The sequence below is a fragment of the Succinimonas sp. genome (assembly GCF_045225735.1).
GTDB lineage: Bacteria > Pseudomonadota > Gammaproteobacteria > Enterobacterales > Succinivibrionaceae > Succinimonas.
Genome location: NZ_JBGVBR010000128.1, coordinates 1 through 17,100 on the forward strand (window position 1 = coordinate 1; position 17,100 = coordinate 17,100).

Genomic DNA, 17,100 nt, shown 5'->3' on the forward strand with positions numbered 1-17,100 from the left:
GTTTCTGTTCTACGACGCTGTGCCGCATCAGTTTGTGCCCAAGGAGGATCGCGGGGTTATCTACATCTATGCCGGCGGCGGCGAAGGTACCAGCATTCATCGCATGAAAAGAGAAATGTCTGAGATTGAGAGATTTCTTTTGACGTATCTTGAAACCGGGGAGGTTTCTTCTGTAAGCTTCAGTTCTCCGTCTTTGGGGGCGGGAACTGATCAGAGCGGTTTTGTGGTTATTCAGCTGGCTTCCTGGGATAAGAGAAAAAGGAATTCCCATGAACTCGCGCGGGAGATTAAGAATAAGCTTACTGATGTTCCCGGGCTGACTCTTCATGTCTATGAGCCGGGATTCAAGGGAACCTCCGGAAGCCCTGTAAAGTATGTGGTAAAGGGCAATGATTATCATGATCTTGACCGGATTACCCGCAAGCTGATAGCCGATGCGGTAAATGCCGGTATCCTGATAAATGCGGATACCAACTATTCTGAAAACACTCCTGAAGTTGAGGTTACCATTAAGGTGGACAAGGCTGCGGTGCTGGGTGTGCCTCTTCTTAACATTTCCCAGGCTTTGCAGACCTCTTTAGGAGGTACCAGCCATACTACCTTTGCGGACAAGGGCGAGGAATATGATGTTTACATTCGCGCTCCGGAAAACCAGTTCCGGGATATTAATTCCATAAGCACCCTCAATATCCGGGCTGCCAATGGTGAAATGGTTCCCCTGGGCAGTGTGGCATCCTTCGATCTGAAATCCCGGGCGAAGAAGCTGCCGCATTTTGACCGGGACAAGGCGATAACCATCAGCGCTCATCCGGCATCCGGTGTTAGTCTGGGGCAGGCTCTGGACTGGATGGATAAATGGAGCTCTGATAATCTGGAGCCTTCCATGTCCGTGGCGTTAAACGGGGAATCCCGGCATTTCAGGGAAAGCGAGAATGAGCTCGCGGTGGTTTTAGGGCTGGCGGTGCTGGTGGCTTATCTGGTGCTGGCAGCGCAGTTTGAAAGCTTTCTGTATCCTGTTATAGTAATGGTGACCATCCCCCTGGGACTCTCCGGCGGTCTTATGGGGCTCTGGATTATGAACATTTCTCTTAATATCTACAGTGAAATCGGTCTTTTGCTTCTTATCGGCATGGTTACCAAAAACGGCATTCTGATTGTGGAATTTGCCAATCAGCTGAGAAGGGATGGAGAATCGGTGTTTTATGCGGTGAAAAAAGCATCGCTCAGACGTCTTAAACCTATTCTCATGACCTCTCTTACTGCGATAATCGGCGCTTTGCCCTTGATTCTTGCCAAGGGTTCCGGCTACGAAAGCCGGCAGGCTCTGGGGGCGGTGATCTTTTATGGCATGGGTACCGCTACCCTGATTACTGTTTTTGTGGTTCCCGGAATTTATCTCATGCTGGCAGGCTTTGCCGGCATTCCAGGCGAGCACGAAAGACGTCTCAAAGAGGAGCTTGGGAAGTATTGTTCGCAGGATAGCGAGCATAACAGAGGGGATAACACGAATGTGGTGTAACAACAGCAGACAATAATGATTTCGCTTCGGTTTTTTCTGGTGTGTCTGTCAAGCAGCTCTCTTCTTAATTTCTTCTTTTTTTCTCCCCCTTTGTTATTCGCAGATCCGGGAGCCTGCTGTCCCGGAGCGAGTATTTTTTACAATTTAAGATCCGGCATCTCCCGGTCATCCGGAATACAGGTATAATGTGGGGGTTTTTTGGATGTTCAGGCAGATCCTGAGCTTTGCGTCCTGTGATTTTATATAGGTGACAACAGAAATATGTCCGATATTACAAGAGCGGATTTCAACCGTTATGAAATGAATGTTTATAACCCGGCTCCTTTTATTCCGGTTAAGGGCCAGGGTTCGCGGTTCTGGGATGATGCGAATAAGGAGTACATTGATTTTGCGGCCGGCATAGCGGTCAATGTTATGGGGCACTGTCATCCTGAAATTGTTAAGGCTTTGGAAGAACAGGCTCATAAGCTTTGGCATATTTCAAACTATATGTGCACTGAGCCTGCCATTCGTTTGGCCCGGTATCTGGTGGAAAACACCTTTGCCGATAAGGTGTTCTTTGCGAATTCCGGCGGCGAGGCAAACGAAGCAGCCCTTAAGATTGCCAGAAGATACGCCTATGATAATTACGGCCCGGAAAAGGATCAGATAATCTCCTTTGAGAATTCCTTCCATGGCCGCACGCTGTTTGATGTAACTGTAGGCGGACAGGAAAAGTACCGTACTGGCTTCGGGCCGCTCCCGGGAGAGGTTATTCATGTGGAGTTTAACAATCTGGAAGCTCTTAAAGCAGTAATTTCAGAAAGAACCTGTGCGGTAATGCTGGAACCTATTCAGGGGGAGGGCGGCATTGTCCCGGCTGATCGGGAATATCTCCAGGCTGTCAGAAAGCTCTGTGATGAAAACCATGCTCTTCTTATTTATGATGAGGTGCAGACCGGATTTGGCCGTACCGGTTATATGTATGCCTACGAGGCTTATGGGGTAGTGCCTGATATTTTGACCTCGGCCAAAGGGCTGGGAGCCGGTATAGCCATCGGGGCCATGCTCACTACCGATAAGATTGCAGAAACCTTCAAGCCCGGCGTGCACGGTACCACCTTTGGCGGAAATCCTCTGGCCACTGCTGTGGGCTGCCGGTCATTTGAGCTGGTTCATAATCAGGAATTCCTCGACGGGGTTAAAAACAAAGCCGAACTCTTCCGTAAGCTTTATCGGGAACTTAATGATGAATTCCACTGCTTCAAGGAAGTGCGCGGCATGGGACTTCTTATCGGGGCTGAGCTTACTCCGGAAAAGAGCGACAAGCAAAAGGATATCTTTAAGGCCTGTCTTGAGGAGGGACTCTTTGTTCTTACCGCGGGTCATAATGTTATAAGAACGGTTCCTGCTCTTAACATTCCTGATGAAGATATCAAGGAAGGCTTTGCCAGATACAAGAAGGCTCTTGCCAAGGTTTTTGCCTGATTAGAAAGGTTAGGACATACCGGTGATTTGATTAAAAGGCCGTCCCTCGGGGCGGCTTTTTCATGCGTGATGCACTGGATTTTGCGTAGTTTTTTGTGGATGCTGCGACTGAAAAACAGAGTTGCGGGCAACAAAAAGGGAGACTTTCATCTCCCTCTGGTTAAGCCCTGACAGCAAACTATAATCAGCGGGTATTGAACACCACGATGGTCTTGCCGTGAGCGCTTATCATATTCTGTTCTTCCAGCATTTTCAGAATGCGGCCGACAGTCTCGCGGGAACAGCCAACGATCTGTCCGATTTCCTGTCTGGTAATCTTAATCTGCATGCCATCCGGATGGGTCATGGCATCAGGCTGGTGCGCCAGATTGATAAGGGTGCTGGCAATGCGCCCCTGCACGTCCAGGAATGCAAGATTTCCCACCTTGCTGCTGGTGGTGGTGAGCCGTCTGGCCATCTGAGCGCTGAGACGCATCAGAATTTCAGGGTTTACCTGAATAAGCTGCTTGAATTTCTTGTAGGAAATTTCAGCAATTTCGCAGGCATTCTTTGCTCTCACCCAGGCGGATCTTATCGGGCTGTCGCTTTCGTCAAACAAACCGAGCTCGCCAATAAAATCACCCTGATTGAGATAGGAAAGAATCATCTCCTTGCCATCCTCATCCTTGATGAGAACAGCCACAGAACCCTTCACAATGTAGTAGAGTGTTTCAGCCTTTTCACCGGCGTGTATCAGAGTACTCTTGGCAGGATACTTATGGATGTGACAATGAGAAAGAAACCAGTCCTTTGTCGGATCTGATTGAGGTTTACCAATAAGCATTATCTAATAATCCCTTAACTACTGCTAACAAAGTATCCGAAGGTTTATTGTACTGTAATGAATTCTCCTCGGATGCAGAACGCTTGCGGAACAACGGTGCTCCATAACGATTCGTGTATGATAACGAAAAAACAGACAAAGGTCACTATAGGAGTATGATCAGACGCATATTTTTTTGACTTATCGTGAACTTGATCACTTTAGAGGATGCTGTTATAAGAGTGTTGTCGTGTAAAATGGCTCCGGGAAATCTGATGCATCTCGTTTTATTGTGAAGCCGTTTTCACAGAAGTCGTTACATTAAATTAATAAGATTACAGTTAGGATTTGTCATGAATACCGCCAGCCAGGAACATCCTGAAACAGAAACCCCCGCAAATAAAGCTCCGGCTAATGAATCTGCCGGAAAGGCCTCTGCTGCCTCGGCTTCTCGGCCGGCAGCGGAAATATCCACCGATGATCCGATGTTTGATGATATCCGTCATTACCGGGATGATGAGGTTCCCGAGGTGGTTAAAAGAGTAGTTAACGATAGTTCCCTTCTGAGCGGCATTGCCAGAAACATGTTTCCGTCTCTCCCGAAATTCATGCACGCAGCGCTTAAGCCTGTTATCAGATACGTCATCAGAAAAAAGTTTTCCAAAGTTGCTACTATCAGAGACTGTCAGGAATACGTGGCTCAGTTTATGGAAGGCGTCATTAAAAATTCCACCGATGGTTTTACTTATGAGGGTTTTGATAAACTGGATCCGAAGAAAGGGTATCTTTTTATCTCCAATCATCGTGACATTTCTCTGGATCCGGCGTTTATTGACATGTGCTGTCATTACAACAATCTGGATACGGTAAAAATTGCCATCGGCGATAATCTTCTCAGAATGCCGGTAGCCACGGATCTTATGAAGCTCAACAAAAGCTTCATCGTTAAGCGTTCCCTGACCTCCGTCAAGGACAAGATAAAGGCTTTTTCTGAGCTTAGCGCCTACATCGGAGCTGCCATTCGGGAGAATCATAATGTTTGGATTGCCCAGAGAGAGGGGAGGGCCAAGGACGGCAATGATGCCACTGAAGATGCCATCCTGAAAATGTTCTACATGTATGGTAAGAAACTCGGCATGTCCTTCCCGGAGTATATAAAAACTCTGAACATAGTCCCGGTGTCCATTTCCTATGAATTTGATCCCGGTGATGTGATGAAGGCCCGGGAGCTTTATGAGAAGTCCCAGACCGGTAATTACACCAAGTCCGAATTTGAGGATATTGACAGCATAGTGGGCGGCATTAAAGGGTATAAGGGCCGGGTTCATGTTAGTGCCGGAGAGCCTCTTACCGGCGATTATGCTGATGCTTCATCGCTGTCCCATGCTATTGATACCTTTATTTACAGCCACTATAAGCTGTTTCCTTCTGTACTGGTGGCGGCCGGACACGATGAAAAGGTAAGCCCGGAGGAGAAGTCAAAGTTTATGGAAAGGATTAATCGCGCTCCTGAGGAGCTGCGTCCCTACATGATGAAGATGTACGGAGCTCCTTACTTCAATCATGAGAAGTGTGCTTCGGCTGAAGACGGCGGAGATGGCGCGAAGGCAGAGTAATGGACGGTGTGATGGAATAACGGAAGCCTGTTTTTTTGGAGTTTCCTTTTTGAAACTGCCTTGCGATGACAGTTCTAAAAACAGGTGATCGGGTAACTTTTTATGATGGTTTCTCGGATGTTTTTGCTGGGAAAACATCATGAAATGTGAACAAAACGTTAGTTTATGTTTATTTTTTTGTATCTGTATCTCAAATAAGAGATACCGATGTAACATTGTTTTTTTTTCTTTTATAGAATACATCAGTTATGCAGTTTTTAAGCAGTGCAGAGTTGCATTTAGGGGAGTTTTTTATGGCTGAACCAGGGAAGGTTATGCTTTATACTCGCAAACAGAGGGGATTTGCCTGTTATCGTTTGCGATCACGCGGATTTACCATGGTGGAACTTCTAATAACGATAGTTCTTATTGGTATTCTTACTACTATTGCCACCTCAATGATGCGGGACTGGGCTGTTTCCAATGATACGAATGCAACTGCTGCTGCGGTGGAAAGTGCTTTTGAACAGTCTAGGCAGGCGGCAGTATCCCGGGGGCGGCCGGTTTTAATGATGCCGAGAGTGAAAGTCGGAAAACGATGGAAGGGGATTGTTTATTTTGTGGATACCGGGGACGGCGGCGTGCCTGATGGTAATCTTACTGATGATGATGAGATACTGGGAGAGGTTGCTGAATCTCAGCGGAGTACGGTGGATTTTGACGAAGACGTCAATGCGGTTCTTTTTCTTCCAAACGGCATGTCGGGAACAGCCTCCAAAGACAATAACCGTTATATTGACACTACCGCCGCTGCACATCGCGGTCAAGTAGAAGTGGTAGTATGCGGTCGAAACGGAAAGGATTATTACCGCAGGAAAATGACTTTTTCGACTGCGGGAAATATGACTGCTAAAAATGAGGATCTCTTTGGTCAGGCAACCCCTCCTACCGGGTGTCATAATAATTAGGAAGGAATCGTATGAAAATCAGATGCAAAGGTTTTACGTTAATTGAGCTTTTGGTTTCCATGCTAGTGGTGGCTATTGCTATGCTCGGATTTGCCGCCCTGCAGACCTTCAGTTCTAGGAGTTTGAGTTCAACGGCGTTTAAACAGTACAATAGCGATGCTCTTAATGCTTATGTTCGTTTTATAGAAAGCAGCAGAGCATCGATTGATACTTTTAAATGGGGAGCATCAAACAATCAGGTGTCGCTTACCTGCAACAATATCAACGATACTAATATATTCAGTGATGATGAGCCTTCAAAAGCTTTTAAGGGGACTTTTAACACGCTTTGTGATCAGTATATTCGTAACAGAAGTGATCTTCTTCATATTGATTTTGCAGTGCTGATTACAAGGAATTTGAATGTGGGCGGCATTAATGGTCTTACTACCTATAACTCAGAGGTTGCTTTGGTCTATCAGCCTGTTCCGGACGGGTTAAGGAAGGATGTCGGTACAGTTGATGAGTTGAAGCAGGAAGAGTATTGTCCTTTCTCTAACGTAAGAGCTAGCTATAGTGAACAGCAAATTGCAGAAAAGCAAAAATCCAGAGCTGCGAATAATGTGGTGTGTAACAATGTGGAGTTGAGTTTATGATAATCAGAAACAAGGGCTTTAATCTTATAGAGCTCATGGTCAGTATTTTGGTTGCCTCCATAATTGTTGGTGGGCTGTATTCTCTTATGACATCCAGCGTGGTAAATTTCGGTTTTTCTAAAGGAAGCTCTGTTGCCGGATCCTCAACCCGCAGAATTGATGTAACCTTTAATGCTCTCCTCTTTCAGACAGGCTTTGTTAATTACCTTCGTGTAATGCAAAATCCTCATTTCATGCAAAGAAATTTAAGCAACAGCCTTGATTTTGATGGCTGGGCTGTAGATCAGGTAATAGCGGCTCAGAAGGATCCGAATAATGACGAAGCTAACGGATCTGATATGCTTAAGATTAGATTTTACGGTTCATCTGTAGCGGATAACGTTCAGTCTGGGGTTGGAAACGCTGCTGACGGTTATATTTTTGACTGCTTGGGGCAGCCGGTTAGAAACGATCAGGAAATGGAGCTTGTTTTTTATGTGAGACGTGATGGCCTTAGGTGCCAGCAGAGCGATCTCAGTCATCCTGGAGATTTTCATTCTTATGTTATTGATCCTAACGTTGCGCATATGCGTATTCAAGTGGGGGCCAGTGTCGGCGGAGCAGTGGGTCAGGCGGGAGCAAACAATACCTTCTACAATCCCGCAGAGGTGAGCGACAGCAAAACAGTTCATCCAAACTGGACTGAAATAAATCTCTTAAGATATGCATTGGTTATTGCTGTTCCGTCAGGCCAGCAGATAATCAAGCAGAGGCCGATATATAATTTGTTCCCTGATGACAATACGGTTACTTATCAGGTACCTGCTGATGCCGATGCTATAGCTAATAATATTAATGACAGAGAAAATCGCGTTCACAGAGTTGTGAATGGTAATGTTCAGATAATTAACAAATTGTAAGAGGGGGATTAAAGATATGCGGAAACAATCTGGTGTAGCCTTGATAGTTGCTCTTATGATAACTGTGATTATCGGTCTCATTGCGGTATCTCTGGCCGGTCTTGCGTTCAGATCTCAAAAGGCGGCGAATCTTTCTTATGAAAGCGTGGTCAGCGATTTGCAGGCCATTTCCGGAGTTAACAGAGTGATCTCTTTTCTGAATCAGGTCGCTGAAGATGAAAATAAGACCATCTATTTGAAAGAGGCCTCAAGAATGGATCAGGCGGTGTCTACTTCAGGATGGAACATTAAGGGAAAGACTGTTGATGCCAATGTGATGAACGTTTTGAAGACCACTCTTTTTAACGGAATTGATAGACCCATGGATGAGTTTAACGGAGGCGCTTACCTTGATTACAGTACTGGTGATTTTTGGTATCGTACCAATGATGGCTGGAACACTCAAAATGGCGGTCTCTGTGTAAACTGCGTCAGTATTGATAACGGCAGAACTATTGTAAGAATTGAAAAGCGTGGGTTTGCTTCTACTAATGCTGGGGGCAGCGCCGCTAAAATCGGTTATCAGTTTTACAGAATTACATCCAGAGGATCAGATGCCGGCGGCGCTCAGAACGGAACTCCTCAGGCCGGCAGTTCTCAGTCGATTGTGCAGACCAATTTTGGAATTCTGGGTGTTCAGTGATTTTTCAGCAGAGGTGCTTTATGAATTCTAAAAGAGGTTTTACTCTTATTGAGCTTTTGATTACTATAGTTATAGTGGGGGTTCTTGCGGCAATTGCAGTACCAGCTTATGGTAATTATATTGTTCAGGCGAGGCGTGCGGAAGCTAAGCAGGAGCTTGCAAAGCTAGCTAATATGATGGAAAACTGCAGATCGATGAACCAGACCTATCTTAACTGTATTGGAGGGAATAATGCCGCAGCTCTCACAAATTCTCTTTCTAGTGATGTGAGTCCGTATTATGAAGCTTCCACGTCTACTGACATTAAGGCTAATACTTATGTTTTGATGCTGACCCCCATAGGGAGTCAGAAGCGTGACGAATCGAATTGTCATACGCTTGGTATTAACAATAATGGGGTAAGATTTTCCGGTGTTGCCGGAGCTACTGGATTTAGTGCAGGGGATCCTGATCACGGAAGGTGCTGGAAGTAGTGTTTCCCTGAATAAATTCTTTATGGGCCCGGAATATTTCTCCGGGCTTTTTTGTTTCTCGCTTACGCTGTTTCTGTCAATAGCAGGATTTACTTCGGTTCAGTAAGCCAGTTCATCGTATACTTGCCATTTTCATTTTGCCTGAGTCCCTCAGTAAGCACCGGCAGCACTTCGTTTAGTTCCTTATCAAGTCCCCATGGAACATTCAGGATTACTATGCCGGATCCGTGCATGCCCCGGAGGGGATCGGCTTCCTTAACGGTGAGCTCTGCCTTTAATGTTCCGGGAGCTCCGATCTTTCCGAGATTTCTGGTGAAGTTCCAGCTTTCATCGATGGCTTTCCCCAGAACGGGGTACCATATGGCGTAAACACCGGTGGGGAATTTTGCCCAGGCGTTTTTTACCATTTTTATGGTGTCATAGTAATCTGATTCCAGTTCATAGGAGGGATCAATCAGGATAAGGCCTCTTTTGATTTTCGGAGGCAGGAGCGCATTGAGTCCTTCTCTGGCATCGCGGTGGTGCATATGGGCATTTCTGGCAAAATGCATATTATATTTGAGATTCTCGTAGTCGCTGGGATGGAGCTCCATAAGATCCAGACTGTCCTGTTCCCGCATTAACGATGCTGCAATATAAGGTGACCCCGGGTAATACTTGAGGGATTTTTCCTCATGGTTCAGTTTATCCAGCACCTCAAAATATTCCGGAACCAATTCCTTCAGTTTGGTGTTGTTTATAACTTTTTCGATACCGGTGTGGTATTCGCCGGTTTTATTGCTGAAATCGGTGTCCAGAGAGTATCCTCCGGCACCGGCATGAGTATCTATATAGCAGAAAGGCTTATCCTTCTTCTTGAGACTTCTTAAGATGAGGCAGAGCACTATATGTTTTAGGACATCTGCATGATTTCCGGCATGAAAGCCGTGGCGATAGCTGAGCATCAGGATAACTCCAGTTCTTTTTGCTTGTTTTCCAGTTCCTGACTCTTTTCAAGCCAGGCCATTTCCGTTTCTTCCAGTTTCTTTTGGTTTTCAGCCTGTCGGAAGAGCAGAGTCTTCAGATTCTCCTTCTGACTTTCCTCGTAGATGCTGTTGTCTGAAAGAGCTTGTTCAATTTCATCCTTTTCGGAATTAAGAAGCGTCATCTCATTTTCCAGCCGGGATACCTCCTGCTTCAGGGGACGGAGACTCTGTCTTTTTTCTGCCTCCAGTCTCTTTTGCTCCCGAGATTTTGTTCCGGTGTTCTGAGGCTTTTCCTGCCTTTTCTGTTCCTTTTCCCGGAGGAGTTCTTCATGTTTGCGGCGATCCAGATCCGTAAGATACTGATGATAGCTGTCAAGATCTCCGTCAAAGGGTTGTACCCGGCCTTCGCTGGCCAGATAGAACTCATCGGTGGTGGTTCTGAGGAGATGGCGGTCATGGGATACTACCATTAGAGCTCCTTCAAAATCCGAAAGCGCAATGACTATGGCTTCTCTCATCTGGAGATCCAGATGGTTTGTGGGCTCGTCCAGAAGGAGCAGGTTGGGCTTCTGCCAGACAATGAGGGCCAGAGCCAGACGGGACTTTTCACCTCCGGAGAAGCTTTTAACCTGTTCCAGTGCCTTGTCGCCGCTGAAGCCGAATCCTCCCAGAAACGATCGGAGTTCAAGCTCCTTTTTGTCAGGAGCCAGTCTGGTTAACAAAGAAAGCGGGGTGCCCGTGGTATCCAGATAATCCAGCTGATGCTGGGCGAAGTAGCCTATCTGAACGCCCTTGGATATGCTGAGAGTTCCGGAAAGGGGCGGGATTTCGCCGGCCAGAGTTTTTATGAAGGTGGATTTGCCGACGCCGTTTCTCCCCAGAAGACCAATGCGGGAGCCGGGACGCAGATTGAGCTTGATATCGCTCAGAATAACGGTTTCCCCGTAACCTGCTTCCACATGTTCCATTCTTACCAGAGTATCTGGGAGGGTATCTCCTTGGGCAAAACTGAATGAGAACGGGGAATCAGCCTGAGCTACTACGATTTTTTCCATCTTTTCAATGGCTTTCAAGCGGCTTTGAGCCTGTTTGGCCTTGGTGGCTTTGTAGCGGAACTTTTCCACAAAGCTTTGCATATGCTTAAGCTTTTTTTGCTGCTTTTCATACATGGCGGTTTCCAGAGCGATTTTCTGGGCTCGTTCAGTTTCAAACTGTGAATAGTTCCCGCCGTAGGTGACCAGCTTCTGATTATCCATGTGGATAATTTCAGTGCAGATGTTGTCCAGAAAATCCCGGTCATGGGAGATAATGATAAGGGTTCCCTGATAGCCTTTGAGCCAGTCCTCAAGCCACATTACCGTATCCAGATCCAGGTGGTTTGTGGGTTCGTCCAGAAGAAGGAGGTCTGAGGGGCAAAGGAGAGCCTGAGCAAGGTTAAGGCGCATGCGCCAGCCGCCGGAGAAGTCCTTTACCGGTCTTGAGAAATCTTCGGCTGAAAACCCGAGTCCTAGAAGGAGCGATCCGGCCCGGGAGTTTATGGTATAACCGCCGGCTACTTCAAACTGTTCCTGCAAGGCGGCAAGACGCATGCCGTCATTGGTCTCGGTGGCTTTTTGGATTTCCTTCTCGAGATCCCGGTAGTGCCGGTCGCCGTCAAGAACGTAGTTAAGGGCGGTTTCGTTAAGTCCCGGCGTTTCCTGTGCTACCGTGGCGATAGTCCAGTCCTTAGGCACGGAGATTTCTCCCTTGTCCGGCTGGAGTTCTCCGGTGATGAGCGCAAACAGGGTTGATTTCCCGCAGCCGTTCCGGCCCACGAGACCGGCGCGGTGTTTGGGGAAAACACATGCGGAGGCTTCGGAAAGCAGCACCTTTGTTCCCCGCATGATTTCGATGTTGTTGATGTTAAGCATGAAATGAATGGCTTGGTTAGCGTTATCTGATACAGATCAAAATTTGCACCCATTATAGCGTAAAGCAGGCTAAACTGCCGGATTCCATTTTTTGGAGAGTAATTGACCGGTGCATGATATAATCGCAGGGTGATGCTGCTTAAAGGAGTTTGAAGTTTTATGAAGGTTCAGAAGAATTCTGTTGTTTCTATCGATTATATTGTAACAGATGAGGATAACAGAGTACTTGATACTACCAATGATCAGGATACTCTTCAGGTGCTAATCGGCCACGGAGCGATAATTCCCGGCCTTGAAGAAGCATTGATAGGACATGAGGCCGGAGACAGAGTTGATGTGACTGTGGCTCCGGAAAAGGCTTACGGACTCAGAGATCCCGCTCTGGTTCAGACTGTGGACAGATCCATGTTCGGTGATATGGAAATCCACGTGGGAGATTCCTTCCTTGCTGATACCGATGCGGGTCAGAAGCCCATATTCATTAAGTCTCTTTCCGGTGATGACGTGGTGGTTGACGGCAACCATCCTCTGGCCGGTCTTACCCTGCAGTTTCATGTTGATGTGCTCGATGTTCGCGAGGCCACGGAGTCTGAAATCAGTCATGGCCATGTTCATGTAAACGGACATTGTGAGCATGATGATCATGATCACTGCTGCTGCCACCACCATCGCGACCATGATGACGAAGACGGTGCTGATGACCATTGCTGCTGCCATCATCATCATGACGATGATGAAGAACATGAGCACGATCATGAGCATAAGTGCTGCCATCACCATGATCATGAGCATGAAGAAGATCACGAACACGATGAGGATCATGAGCATCATCACTGCTGTCATCACGATGGCGAAGAGTAATCCGGACGGCAAGTTTTAATTGACCGAGTGGTTAGGTATTGAGTCGTGACATATGAAAACCGGGGCTTCCCGGTTTTTTATTACAGAACAGAATCGCAAGCGCACAAGCAGGTTTGTTATGAAATATATCATTAAGGTTTTTCCGGAAATTATCATTAAGAGCCAATCTGTAAGAAAGCGGATGATAAAGGTGCTGGACAGCAATATTCGTAATGTCCTCAGAAGGGAGAACATAACCGTTAAAATCAGAAATGAGTGGGATAAGCTGATTGTAAGGGTTGATGATGCATCTTCCCAGGGGGATGTCTCTAATGAGAACGTTTCAGCCTTGCTTACCAGAATACCGGGAATTCAGACGGTGCTGGCAGTTTCTCCCTTTGCCTTCTCCTCCCTTGATGATATCTATCAAAAGACGGCAGAGGTGTGGGGGAGTCAGCTTAAGGGGAAGACCTTCTGCGTCCGAGTTAAGCGCCGGGGCACTCATGACTTTACCTCTATTGATGTTGAGCGTTATGTGGGCGGCATGCTCAACGATAATTTTGAAAACGGCGGGGTGGATTTAAAAAGCCCGGAAGTCAAGGTTGAGATTGAAATTGACAACAATGATATTTATCTCGTGACCGGACACTATAAGGGACTTGGCGGGTATCCTCTTTCCACGCAGGATGATGTGCTGAGTCTTATTTCCGGAGGCTTTGATTCCGGGGTATCCTCATATCTGTTCATTAAGAGGGGCTCTCGGGTGCATTATCTCTTCTTTAACATGGGTGGGGATTTGCACGAGACCGGGGTTAAGGCAGAAAGCTATTATCTTTGGAATCGCTACGGCTCCTCCCATCGGGTAAGGTTTATTGCCGTCCCCTTTGCCGGGGTGGTGGGGGAGATTCTTACCAAAACTGATCACAGCGTAAGAGGGGTCATCCTGAAAAGAATGATGATGCGGGCCGGGGAGATGATTGCGGCAAAGTACGGGATTTCAGCCTTGGTTACCGGTGAAAGTGTGGGACAGGTTTCAAGTCAGACATTAGCTAATCTCAGCGTTATTGATCAGTCTGTTAAAATGCTCATACTGCGTCCCCTTATTGTTAGTGATAAACAAGACATAATTGATAAATGCCGGGAAATAGGAACAGTTCACTTTGCTGAAAGCATGCCGGAGTACTGCGGGGTGATTTCTGACCGTCCGACTATCCATGCTGATATTCGCATGGTGGAGGAAGAAGAATCCAAAATAGCCTCTGGGGTGTTAGAACAGGCAGTTTCTGATGCGGTTGTCATGGACATTAAGGATATTCCCGAAGAAAAGGCTTCAGAAGGCACGGTGCAGGAAACTCCGGTAACAGGTCCGAATGACGTTATACTTGACGTCAGAGCTCCTGATGAGGCCAGGGATGATCCATTGAAGGCTTCCGTTCCTGTTATTGAAATGCCGTTTTTTAAGGTTAGTGAAGGTTTTGCAGCATTGGATCAGTCAAAAACCTATCTCCTTTATTGCAAAAATGGGGTTATGAGCAGAACTCAAGCAGCTCATCTAGTGGAACAAGGGTTCAAAAATGTGAAGGTTTTTGTTCCATCCTGCAGTGAGTGTGCTGTACCCAAAGTAAAGATAATAAGGAGCAATGTGGAATAGATAAATAGATTGATTTTAAGCTTTAAAATCTAAAATTTTAATTTACACAATTAAAAACGTTGTTATTTAGATAATATATCATGGCATAAAATAATTACTTCATCAAGCTGAAAAATATTATTAGGATTCTCTAATTAAGATCTGTTTCTATTAATAAAATAAGGTGTTATAAAGTAGTACTTTGCAAGTTGTTATGAGTAATCTTTTTACGAAAGAAATTTAATAAATTATATATTAATATAGAAGGGTTGTTTAGGTAACAATTATAGCTATGTATCATAAAAAGCCAATGGGATGGATTAAAAATTTTGATTTTATTATGCTGAATGTACTCTCGTTACATTTTGCATTAATAGTTTCATATTATATTCACATAGATCATTCTTTAGTATACACTAATACTAGATATTTAAATATATCTATTATTATCACCCTTGGTTCAATGCTATCTGCTATTGTCTTCCAAATATATAAAGGATATGTAAAGGAAAGTATTGGAAGAAAAATAATTACAAATATTAAACAAGTCATTATTGTGGATATAATGACAATTTTTTATTTTTTTGGGACGAAACAAGGAGTTGACTACTCAAGAATTATATTTTCAATATATTTTCCATTCTTTTATTTCCTTTTTAATTATTTTATATCGTTAATATATATTAAATTATTCACAAAATACATAAGTAGTAGGGATAAATCGTCATTACTAATTATTACGACACTTAACTATTTCAATATCCTAAAGCATGAATATATATCGGGTATGTTGGGTAACTATAAAGTAATAGGTTTTTTGATACTTGATAATACAATTAAACAAGAAGCATCATTTAAATGTAATGATAGGGTTGATTTTGAAAAAATTACAACTGATAACTATCTAGAATTTGCTAATAGGAATTGGATTGATGAAGTTTTGGTTGTCTCTAATGTAATTTCAGAGGACTTATCAAAAATTTTAGAGGACTTGACATATAATGGAAGTACTGTGCATTTTGCATTAACAAATAGTTTCTATCAAAGTCAACTTAAGCAAATAACTAATAAGATTGGTTCATATATGACAATCACAACAACGTTAAACTACATGAGCTATGAACAATTATTTTGTAAAAGGTTGCTTGATATCGCTGGTGCTATTGTAGGGTGTATATTTACAGTATTCTTATTATTTATCTTAGCACCGATTATTTATTTATCTTCTCCAGGTCCCATATTTTTCATTCAAAAAAGAATTGGTATGCATGGAAGAATTTTTAATTTGTATAAGTTTCGAACGATGTATCTCAATGCAGAAGAACAAAAAGAAGAACTGCGAAATCAAAATATTGTAAAAGATGATATGATGTTCAAAATGGAATTTGATCCTAGGGTTATAGGTAACAGAATTTTACCGGATGGAAGAAAGAAATATGGAATTGGTTCATTAATAAGGAAGTATAGTCTAGACGAATTCCCTCAATTTTATAATGTTCTAAAAGGCGATATGTCAATTGTTGGTACACGCCCACCCACTATAGATGAGTGGAAAAAATATGGGCTTTACCATAAGTCAAGGTTGTTTATTAAACCAGGGATTACTGGATTGTGGCAAATTAGTGGTAGAAGTTCGATTACAAATTTTGAAGAAGTGGTGGCACTGGATAGAAAATATATTAGAGAATGGTCATTATTGAAAGATGTTAAAATAATTCTAAAGACGGTTAATGTTGTTATTTCACATAAAAACTCATTTTGATATGAGTTAGTTTACTATTACAAGCAGTAGAAGATTATTCTGTTTCATATTAATGATAGTTGTTAGTGGAATTTGAGAACATAATATAGAAATTTTGTTTATTTATAATGCGAAAAGGGTCTTAAAATAAGATATTTCGAAATTAATATTTCCGAGATTGAATGTATCTAAAAATAAAATAAGAGATATTAAGCATTTAGCATCAAAAAAGTTAATAATATAATTACCGTTTAAGGATGATATTATTATGAAAGAATACTGCAGCAATCTAAAAATAATTTTAAATAATTCGGATTTTTATTTATTGATAATTGTCTTTTCTATGTTATTTGTTCCGATAAGTGAATTGTTTGGTGAACTAATATATAATATGCCATACGTATTTGAAAGGGCATATTTAACTGCGTTGGGAATGGTAGGAATAATATTATTTTTATCTAATCTTTATTTAAATAAACAATTTTCAGCTATATCAATAGTATACACCATGCTAGTATTGCTGGCTGGTATTTCTGTTTCTTTCGCCACACCTACTAAATTGACTCCTTTTTTTATACCAACTGGACATACTGAAGAATTATTTCATTATTATGCGTATTTTTTTCTATTATATTCAGCTACCAAATTAAATTTAAAAAAACATGCTAAGTTTTTACTTACATCTTTTATCATGGTTGGATGCCTCCATGATTTTATTGGAATATTTCAGCTTCTAGGGCTAAGAATTTCAGAAAATAGCTACAATATGCCAAGAATGCATGAAATGTTAAGATGCATTTATGGTTTAACCTCACATTGCAATTTCTATGCTGCTATTGCAACTATGTTTGTATCAATATCATGTATTTCGTATCTGTTGAGTAAGTCATCTGTTTTTAACACAAAATGGTTGTTCTTGATATTTTTTTCAAGTTTTTGTGCTATTTGTTCTAGTACAAGGCTAAGTATCTTAG

General features: G+C 43.5%; 15 protein-coding genes. 12 read left to right on the forward strand and 3 right to left on the reverse strand.

What is annotated here, in order from left to right:
- Positions 1–1,519: efflux RND transporter permease subunit (locus tag ACJROR_RS04535; protein ID WP_406546058.1), on the forward strand; the 1,519-nt coding region annotated here is incomplete at its 5' end.
- A 261-nt stretch (positions 1,520–1,780) separates the two neighbouring features.
- Positions 1,781–2,986, forward strand: a complete 1,206-nt coding sequence (locus tag ACJROR_RS04540) for an acetylornithine/succinyldiaminopimelate transaminase (protein WP_406546059.1) — start codon at positions 1,781–1,783, stop codon at positions 2,984–2,986.
- A 184-nt stretch (positions 2,987–3,170) separates the two neighbouring features.
- Here the strand turns inward: ACJROR_RS04540 and crp are convergent, their stop codons facing one another.
- Complete coding sequence (gene crp / locus ACJROR_RS04545) at positions 3,171–3,809, reverse strand: cAMP-activated global transcriptional regulator CRP (RefSeq protein ID WP_406039788.1); 639 nt, start codon at positions 3,807–3,809, stop codon at positions 3,171–3,173.
- A gap of 464 nt (positions 3,810–4,273) precedes the next feature.
- Between crp and ACJROR_RS04550 the strand changes: the two genes are divergently transcribed.
- The 6 genes from ACJROR_RS04550 (at position 4,274) to ACJROR_RS04575 (ending at position 9,040) form a co-directional block, all read left to right on the forward strand.
- Positions 4,274–5,404: a 1-acyl-sn-glycerol-3-phosphate acyltransferase gene (locus tag ACJROR_RS04550; RefSeq protein WP_406546071.1), complete on the forward strand. Its 1,131-nt coding sequence runs from the start codon at positions 4,274–4,276 to the stop codon at positions 5,402–5,404.
- 293 nt (positions 5,405–5,697) lie between these two features.
- Positions 5,698–6,351, forward strand: a complete 654-nt coding sequence (locus ACJROR_RS04555; RefSeq protein WP_406546060.1) for a GspH/FimT family pseudopilin — start codon at positions 5,698–5,700, stop codon at positions 6,349–6,351.
- Positions 6,352–6,362: 11 nt separating this feature from the next.
- Entirely contained in the window at positions 6,363–6,986 is a 624-nt protein-coding gene (locus ACJROR_RS04560) for a prepilin-type N-terminal cleavage/methylation domain-containing protein (protein WP_406546061.1), read from the forward strand.
- Positions 6,983–7,885 (forward strand): prepilin-type N-terminal cleavage/methylation domain-containing protein, encoded by a 903-nt coding sequence (locus tag ACJROR_RS04565; protein ID WP_406546062.1) that lies wholly within the window; start codon positions 6,983–6,985, stop codon positions 7,883–7,885. Before ACJROR_RS04560 ends, ACJROR_RS04565 begins: the two co-directional genes overlap by 4 nt.
- Before the next feature lie 16 nt (positions 7,886–7,901).
- A complete protein-coding gene (locus ACJROR_RS04570) occupies positions 7,902–8,567 on the forward strand; it encodes a hypothetical protein (protein ID WP_406546063.1) in 666 nt (221 codons plus the stop codon).
- Positions 8,568–8,587: 20 nt separating this feature from the next.
- Positions 8,588–9,040: a type IV pilin protein gene (locus ACJROR_RS04575; protein ID WP_406546064.1), complete on the forward strand. Its 453-nt coding sequence runs from the start codon at positions 8,588–8,590 to the stop codon at positions 9,038–9,040.
- Between the two features lie 89 nt (positions 9,041–9,129).
- On the opposite strand, the gene ACJROR_RS04580 is transcribed toward ACJROR_RS04575, so the two are convergent.
- Both ACJROR_RS04580 and abc-f read right to left on the reverse strand, forming a co-directional pair.
- The gene (locus tag ACJROR_RS04580) at positions 9,130–9,984 is read right to left on the reverse strand and encodes a 23S rRNA (adenine(2030)-N(6))-methyltransferase RlmJ (RefSeq protein ID WP_406546065.1); all 855 of its coding nucleotides are present in this window, start codon (positions 9,982–9,984) and stop codon (positions 9,130–9,132) included.
- Entirely contained in the window at positions 9,984–11,915 is a 1,932-nt protein-coding gene (gene abc-f, locus ACJROR_RS04585; RefSeq protein ID WP_406546066.1) for a ribosomal protection-like ABC-F family protein, read from the reverse strand. The genes ACJROR_RS04580 and abc-f overlap by 1 nt, the downstream gene beginning before the upstream one ends.
- 159 nt (positions 11,916–12,074) lie before the next feature.
- Between abc-f and ACJROR_RS04590 the strand changes: the two genes are divergently transcribed.
- From ACJROR_RS04590 to ACJROR_RS04605, 4 genes are all read left to right on the forward strand, one after another.
- A complete protein-coding gene (locus ACJROR_RS04590) occupies positions 12,075–12,776 on the forward strand; it encodes a peptidylprolyl isomerase (protein ID WP_406546067.1) in 702 nt (233 codons plus the stop codon).
- 118 nt (positions 12,777–12,894) lie between these two features.
- Positions 12,895–14,406, forward strand: coding sequence for a tRNA uracil 4-sulfurtransferase ThiI (gene thiI, locus ACJROR_RS04595; RefSeq protein ID WP_406546068.1), 1,512 nt, complete (start codon positions 12,895–12,897; stop codon positions 14,404–14,406).
- A gap of 271 nt (positions 14,407–14,677) precedes the next feature.
- Complete coding sequence (locus tag ACJROR_RS04600; protein ID WP_406546069.1) at positions 14,678–16,147, forward strand: exopolysaccharide biosynthesis polyprenyl glycosylphosphotransferase; 1,470 nt, start codon at positions 14,678–14,680, stop codon at positions 16,145–16,147.
- A 247-nt stretch (positions 16,148–16,394) separates the two neighbouring features.
- A partial coding sequence (locus tag ACJROR_RS04605; protein ID WP_406546070.1) for a hypothetical protein occupies positions 16,395–17,100 on the forward strand: 706 nt, incomplete at its 3' end.

Coding starts and splice junctions, on each gene's coding strand:
- ACJROR_RS04570 (WP_406546063.1), top strand. CDS start 7,902: ATGCGGAAACAATCTGGTGTAGCCTTGATAGTTGCTCTTATGATAACT.
- ACJROR_RS04540 (WP_406546059.1), top strand. CDS start 1,781: ATGTCCGATATTACAAGAGCGGATTTCAACCGTTATGAAATGAATGTT.
- ACJROR_RS04565 (WP_406546062.1), top strand. CDS start 6,983: ATGATAATCAGAAACAAGGGCTTTAATCTTATAGAGCTCATGGTCAGT.
- thiI (WP_406546068.1), top strand. CDS start 12,895: ATGAAATATATCATTAAGGTTTTTCCGGAAATTATCATTAAGAGCCAA.
- ACJROR_RS04580 (WP_406546065.1), bottom strand. CDS start 9,984: ATGCTCAGCTATCGCCACGGCTTTCATGCCGGAAATCATGCAGATGTC.
- ACJROR_RS04575 (WP_406546064.1), top strand. CDS start 8,588: ATGAATTCTAAAAGAGGTTTTACTCTTATTGAGCTTTTGATTACTATA.
- crp (WP_406039788.1), bottom strand. CDS start 3,809: ATGCTTATTGGTAAACCTCAATCAGATCCGACAAAGGACTGGTTTCTT.
- ACJROR_RS04600 (WP_406546069.1), top strand. CDS start 14,678: ATGTATCATAAAAAGCCAATGGGATGGATTAAAAATTTTGATTTTATT.
- ACJROR_RS04590 (WP_406546067.1), top strand. CDS start 12,075: ATGAAGGTTCAGAAGAATTCTGTTGTTTCTATCGATTATATTGTAACA.
- abc-f (WP_406546066.1), bottom strand. CDS start 11,915: ATGCTTAACATCAACAACATCGAAATCATGCGGGGAACAAAGGTGCTG.
- ACJROR_RS04555 (WP_406546060.1), top strand. CDS start 5,698: ATGGCTGAACCAGGGAAGGTTATGCTTTATACTCGCAAACAGAGGGGA.
- ACJROR_RS04550 (WP_406546071.1), top strand. CDS start 4,274: ATGTTTGATGATATCCGTCATTACCGGGATGATGAGGTTCCCGAGGTG.
- ACJROR_RS04560 (WP_406546061.1), top strand. CDS start 6,363: ATGAAAATCAGATGCAAAGGTTTTACGTTAATTGAGCTTTTGGTTTCC.